This is a genomic window from Syntrophorhabdaceae bacterium (genome assembly GCA_028713955.1).
Taxonomy (GTDB): Bacteria; Desulfobacterota; Syntrophorhabdia; order Syntrophorhabdales; family Syntrophorhabdaceae; genus UBA5609.
This window is the reverse complement of sequence record JAQTNJ010000206.1, coordinates 1-5,585: the sequence shown is the minus strand read 5'-3', so window position 1 is coordinate 5,585 and position 5,585 is coordinate 1. Positions and strand designations below refer to the sequence as shown.

The following is a 5,585-nucleotide window of genomic DNA, read 5'->3' as shown; positions in this document are numbered from 1 at the left end:
TGTCTCTGCATGTTGGAACCCATCAGTGCCCTGTTCGCATCGTCGTGTTCAAGGAATGGAATAAGTGCGGCAGAAACACTCACAAGCTGTTTTGGGGAAACGTCCATGAGATGGATCTCTTCGGGGCTGATTAAATAGAACCCGCCGCCTTTCTGCGCCGGGATGAGATCGCCGGCAAGCTTGTTGTCCTTCTCTACGGGCGCATTCGCCTGAGTGATGTAATACTGTTCTTCTTCAAGGGCGCTCATGTATTGCACCTTGTCAGTGACTTTCCCATGTATTACTTCCCGGTAAGGGGCTTCAATAAAACCAAATTCATTTACCTTGGCGTATGTTGAAAGAGATGCGATGAGCCCGATATTGGGACCTTCCGGTGTCTCGATAGGACATATCCTTCCGTAATGCGTGGGATGGACGTCCCGGACCTCGAAGCCCGCCCTCTCTCTCGTGAGCCCTCCAGGCCCCAGCGCGCTCAATCTCCTCTTGTGAGTAATCTCGCTCAAGGGGTTTGTCTGATCCATAAACTGTGATAACTGACTGCTCGCAAAAAAATCCTTTACGGCCGTTGCCACCGGTTTCGGATTCACAAGATCATGGGGCATCAGCGTTTCCATCTCGGGGAATGTAAGCCTTTCCTTGATCGCCCTCTCCATTCTCACGAGACCCATTCTGAACTGATTCTCGAGGAGTTCTCCAACCGTTCTTACCCTCCGGTTGCCGAGGTGGTCAATATCGTCCCCGGTTCCCCTGGCATCCTTCAGCTTCAGGAGGTGTTTCACGACCTCAATGATGTCTTCTCTCCGGAGTACTGTAACATCGAGGGGTATGCCTACGCCGATCCTGTGGTTTATTTTGAGCCTGCCCACCTTTGACAGATCGTATCTCTCAGGGCTGAAAAACATACTCTGGATGAGATTTTCTGCAAATTCTATCGTAGGCGGATCCCCCGGTCTCAATTTTTTGTATATTTCGATAAGGGCATCATCTTTGGTATTTGCCTTGTCGGCGATCAGGGTATTCCTCAGAGAGGGACTGACATTAAGATTGTCGATGAATAATATGTCGAAACTCTTTATCTTCCTCTCTGCAATCTTCTCCAGGTCTTCCCTGGTAACATCCTTGTTAATGGGTATCAGAACCTCTTTTGTCTTTGGGTCAATGACATCGCCGGCCGTCACCTTCCCGATGATGTCCTCTTCGTCTACCGGTACTTCCTTGATATTGGCCTGTTCCATCTTTTTAATGATGGCCTTGGTAATCTTTTTATGTTTCCTGACAAGAACCTCATCGGTCTTGTCGTTAATAATATCCGATGTAGCTTTCTGACCTATCAGTAAGGCAGGAGATGTCTGTTTGTAAAATTTCTTATCTTTTAAAACAATCTTTTCTTTCTCATAGAAGTAGTTCAGGATTTCATTTTCAGCATAACCCAGCGCTTTCAACAATAACGTAACGTGGATCTTCTTTTTCTTGTCGATCCTCACGTAGATCAGTTCTTTATGATCGAACTCAAAGTCCAGCCATGAACCCCTGTACGGTATTATCCTCGCTGTATATGAAAGGGTTCCGCTTAAAGGCGACTTGCTGGCGTCACAATCAAAGTAAACACCGGGTGATCTGTGCAACTGGCTGACGATCACCCTTTCAGTACCATTTACGATGAAGGTCCCCCGTTCAGTCATGAGAGGGATCTCTCCAAAGTAGACATCCTGCTCTTTTACGGCCTTTATATCTCTCGTCTTCGTATCAGGGTCGACATTCCAGACGACAAGCCTGATTGTCACCTTCATCGGCGCTGCATAGGTAATCCCCCTGAAAAGGCATTCCTCTTCAGTATTTTTAGGGGCTCCTATCTCATACTTGACAAATTCAAGGGTCGTTGTGTCATGAGAATCCCGTATCGGGAATACGCTGTTGAAAACGGCCTGCAGGCCGATATTTGTCCTCTTTTCCGCTGTAATATCCTGCTGCAGAAATTTCTCATAAGAGTCAAGTTGAATTTCAATAAGATTGGGGATTTCAAGAATCTCTTTTATTTTGCCATAATTCTTCCTAAAGATTTTATTACGGAAAGTTTCCCTCATAATGTCGTTCACCTCTTTAAAAAGGGGGTTTTTGATGGGGATCCGGGGACCTGCAGAAGGCTGGTCCCCGGATCCTGCTTCCTTTTTTTATTCAACCTTGACCTGTCCGCTCACTTCTTCAAGCTGTTTCTTGATATTTGCCGCCTCGTCCTTTGAAACGCTTTCCTTGACAGGTTTCGGGACACCCTCAACAAGGTCTTTCGCTTCTTTCAGCCCAAGGCTGGTAATTGCCCTTACAACCTTGATAACCTGGATCTTTTTCTCCGCTTCATAACCTGTGAGTATTACATTGAACTCCGTCTTCTCTTCTGCTGCCTCCGCCGCAGGCGCTGCTGCACCTCCTGCTGCCGGGGCCGCGGCCATCATGGGCATTGCTGCCTGTACGCCGAACTTGTCTTCTAATGCTTTCACGAACTCCGAGAGTTCAAGGACTGTCATGTTCTCGATGTATTGTATGACATCTTCTCTTGTAATTGCCATTGAATGCCTCCTTTATGCTTGTTCTTTTTTCACTTTAATCGCGTTTAATACTAACATGAGCTTGTTGAGATTCCCTGAGAGGACATAGACAAGTCTCTGCGGCTGTCCTTTCAGCAAACCGAGGAGTCTACCAATCAATACGTCCCTTGATGGTAACGTAGCAAGCCTGAGAATCTCTTCCGGCGTTATAACCCTGTCACCGAGAAAGCCTGCTTTCAGTTTGAGATTGGGAATCTCTTTTGCGAGACCAGCGATCACCCGTGCCGCATTTATAGGGTCTTGATAAATGCATACGATCGCGTTGGGGCCATCATATTTGTCTTTCAGCGCTTCAGCCTTTGTTCCGTTTGCGGCAATTCTCATGAGACTGTTTTTTATAACAGTAAATTCCGTACCAACGCTGCGCAGCTCTCTCCTGAGCTTCGTGATCTGGGCAACGCTCATGCCGCTGTAATCAGTGAGGAACATATAATTCAAGGCTTTAAGCTTGGTCCCTAATTCCTCAACAACTTTTTCTTTCTTTGACCGTTCCAATGTTTTTCATCCCTCCTTTCTCTAAAATATGTATGGAAAGTCAGGAAGAGACATCTTCAAAAAGTCTCGGCAGGCCGTAACCGTTTAAGGGCGCTTAAAAGCGCCGCACCCGCTTTCTCTGACCTTTTCCCTATTTTGTTAAAGTCCTTGCATAGCCCGGATCAATCTTTATTCCGGGGCTCATTGATGTTGAAATGGCAATACCTTTTACGTATGTCCCTTTGCTTGAGGATGGTTTTAGTCGGGTCACTGCATCGATGAGTGAGTTGAGATTGTCAATGAGTTTTTCTTTACCGAAGCTGACCTTGCCCACGGGAACGTGCAGATTACCGGCCTTGTCCACTCTGAACTCTACCCTTCCAGCCTTCAATTCCTTAACGGTTTTTGCGACATCAAAGGTAACGGTGCCGACCTTTGGGTTTGGCATAAGCCCTCTGGGACCTAAAATCTTACCGAGCTTGCTTACCTGCCCCATCATGTCGGGAGTGGCGATCGCCTTGTCAAAATCTATCCATCCCTTCTGGATCTTTTCGATCATGTCTTCTGCGCCGACAAAGTCAGCACCTGCGTCCTGAGCCTCCTTCTCTTTCTGGCCCTTTGCAAAAACGAGAACCCGCACCTTCTTGCCAAGACCATGAGGGAGCGCGACACTTCCTCTCACCATCTGATCTGCATGTCTCGGGTCAACGCCAAGCCTCATTGCCACTTCCACGGTCTCATCAAACTTTGCAAAACAAACCTGCGGCAAGAGGTTAAGCGCTTCGTCCATGTCATACCTTTTTTCTCTGTCTATCTTGTTTCTTGCCTCTGTGTATTTCTTTCCTGTGCTTGCCATATGCCTTACTCCTTGCAATGAAAATCAGAAGATAAGAAACAAAGGTTTAGGCTCTTGCGGCTCTCAGCCTCTTACCCTCTCAACTTCTGTTTTTATATGTCATCCTTCAACTACTTCCAGCCCCATGCTTCTCACGGAGCCCTCTATGATCCTTATGGCCCCCTCGAGGTCTTTTGCATTGAGATCGACCATCTTGAGCTGCGCGATCTCTTTAACGGAAGATTTTGTTATGCTCCCGGCAACTTCCTTCTTGGGGGTGTGTGCTCCCTTTGCCAGCTTTGCAGCCCTTTTGATCAGAAAGGTCGCCGGCGGTGTTTTTGTAATAAAACTGAACGTCCTGTCCGAGTAAATCGTTATCATTGCCGGGATGATCGTTCCTTCCTGGCTTTTCGTCTTTTCATTAAAGGCCTTACAGAACTCCATAATATTGACGCCATGCTGGCCAAGCGCCGGTCCTACAGGCGGTGATGGTGTTGCCTGCCCTGCCTGCAACTGCAACTTTACCAACGCAACAACTTTTTTTGCCATCGCTTAACTCCTTCAAATTTTTTCTATCTGAATAAAATCCAGTTCTACCGGTGTCGTCCTGCCAAAGATATTCAGAAGCACTTTTACTTTGCCTTTTTCCGGTTTTATCTCCTCAACGTTACCGGTAAAGTTTGTAAAGGGTCCCTCAGTGACCTTGATGCCGTCGCCTTTCTCGAACCGTATCTTGGGCTTGATCTTTCCTTTCCCTTCCTGGATGGCGTTGATGATCTCATCGACCTCCTTATCAGGCAGAGGTGGGGGGTTCATTTTGTCATATCCTACAAAACCGGTAACCTTCGGGGTGTTCCTCACGAAATGCCATGTAATATCGTTCATAAGCATGTTCACGATAATATAACCGGGGAAAACGGTCCTCTGTGACTTCTTTACCTGTCCCTTGACCTTTTCCATGATGACCTCTGAAGGCACAATGATCTCTCCGAAATATTCCTCCATCTTGCTGATCCTGATATTTTCTTCCAGAAGCTCTCTAACCTTCTGCTCATAGCCAGAGTAGGTGTGCACTACGTACCATTTTTTTTCCATAGGTTTATCCGCGTAGCAATGTCTGTATTATTTTTGCCAATCCAATATCAACTATACCAAGAAATAATGCTGCAATGACTACCGTTATGAGCACAATGTAGGTGCCTTTTATTGCGTCTTTCTTTGAAGGCCAGGTAACACGCTTTGCCTCCAGATATACTTCCCGGAAATATTCCTTAATCTGATCTATCTTTTCTCTGAACTCCATGTATTCTCCGCAATATATCAGGCCAGGAGGGATTCGAACCCCCAACACCCGGATTTGGAGTCCGGTGCTCTATCCGTTAGAGCTACTGGCCTTTATTTTTATTTTGTCTCCTTATGGCTGGTATGCTTCCTGCAGTATTTACAGTACTTCTTCATTTCCAGTCTGTCCGGCGTCTTCTGCTTGTTTTTTGTGGTTGTATAATTTCTATTTTTACATTCTGAACATGCTATGGTTATTAGTTGTCTCATCCCTCCCCCTTTACTCACTGATCTCGGTGACTACCCCTGCGCCTACGGTCTTGCCGCCTTCCCTGATGGCAAAGCGGAGTTCCTTTTCAAGGGCAATGGGGGTAACAAGCTCGACGTTCAGG

At 46.6% G+C, this 5,585-nt stretch carries 9 protein-coding genes and 1 tRNA gene; all 10 read right to left on the bottom strand.

Going from position 1 to position 5,585, the window contains the following annotated elements; translation table 11 throughout:
• The coding region (gene rpoB / locus PHU49_13805) for a DNA-directed RNA polymerase subunit beta (GenBank protein MDD5245079.1) at positions 1-2,084 on the bottom strand (2,084 nt) is incomplete at its 3' end.
• Between the two features lie 87 nt (positions 2,085-2,171).
• Positions 2,172-2,564, bottom strand: coding sequence for a 50S ribosomal protein L7/L12 (gene rplL / locus PHU49_13800; protein MDD5245078.1), 393 nt, complete (start codon positions 2,562-2,564; stop codon positions 2,172-2,174).
• A gap of 12 nt (positions 2,565-2,576) precedes the next feature.
• A complete protein-coding gene (rplJ, locus tag PHU49_13795; GenBank protein ID MDD5245077.1) occupies positions 2,577-3,098 on the bottom strand; it encodes a 50S ribosomal protein L10 in 522 nt (173 codons plus the stop codon).
• Positions 3,099-3,228: 130 nt separating this feature from the next.
• Entirely contained in the window at positions 3,229-3,933 is a 705-nt protein-coding gene (rplA, locus tag PHU49_13790) for a 50S ribosomal protein L1 (GenBank protein ID MDD5245076.1), read from the bottom strand.
• 99 nt (positions 3,934-4,032) lie between these two features.
• On the bottom strand, positions 4,033-4,461 hold the full coding sequence (rplK, locus tag PHU49_13785) for a 50S ribosomal protein L11 (protein ID MDD5245075.1): 429 nt from the start codon (positions 4,459-4,461) through the stop codon (positions 4,033-4,035).
• Positions 4,462-4,473: 12 nt separating this feature from the next.
• Positions 4,474-5,007 (bottom strand): transcription termination/antitermination protein NusG, encoded by a 534-nt coding sequence (nusG, locus tag PHU49_13780; GenBank protein ID MDD5245074.1) that lies wholly within the window; start codon positions 5,005-5,007, stop codon positions 4,474-4,476.
• A gap of 4 nt (positions 5,008-5,011) precedes the next feature.
• A complete protein-coding gene (secE, locus tag PHU49_13775; GenBank protein ID MDD5245073.1) occupies positions 5,012-5,215 on the bottom strand; it encodes a preprotein translocase subunit SecE in 204 nt (67 codons plus the stop codon).
• Between the two features lie 18 nt (positions 5,216-5,233).
• A tRNA-Trp gene (locus tag PHU49_13770) sits at positions 5,234-5,307 on the bottom strand.
• A gap of 6 nt (positions 5,308-5,313) precedes the next feature.
• On the bottom strand, positions 5,314-5,463 hold the full coding sequence (gene rpmG / locus PHU49_13765) for a 50S ribosomal protein L33 (GenBank protein ID MDD5245072.1): 150 nt from the start codon (positions 5,461-5,463) through the stop codon (positions 5,314-5,316).
• 10 nt (positions 5,464-5,473) lie between these two features.
• On the bottom strand, positions 5,474-5,585 hold a 112-nt coding region (locus PHU49_13760; protein MDD5245071.1), incomplete at its 5' end, for a hypothetical protein.

Excerpts from the sequence above, each read along its gene's own strand:
- rplL (MDD5245078.1), bottom strand. The coding sequence starts at position 2,564 with ATGGCAATTACAAGAGAAGATGTCATACAATACATCGAGAACATGACA.
- rplA (MDD5245076.1), bottom strand. The coding sequence starts at position 3,933 with ATGGCAAGCACAGGAAAGAAATACACAGAGGCAAGAAACAAGATAGAC.
- rplK (MDD5245075.1), bottom strand. The coding sequence starts at position 4,461 with ATGGCAAAAAAAGTTGTTGCGTTGGTAAAGTTGCAGTTGCAGGCAGGG.
- nusG (MDD5245074.1), bottom strand. The coding sequence starts at position 5,007 with ATGGAAAAAAAATGGTACGTAGTGCACACCTACTCTGGCTATGAGCAG.
- secE (MDD5245073.1), bottom strand. The coding sequence starts at position 5,215 with ATGGAGTTCAGAGAAAAGATAGATCAGATTAAGGAATATTTCCGGGAA.
- rpmG (MDD5245072.1), bottom strand. The coding sequence starts at position 5,463 with ATGAGACAACTAATAACCATAGCATGTTCAGAATGTAAAAATAGAAAT.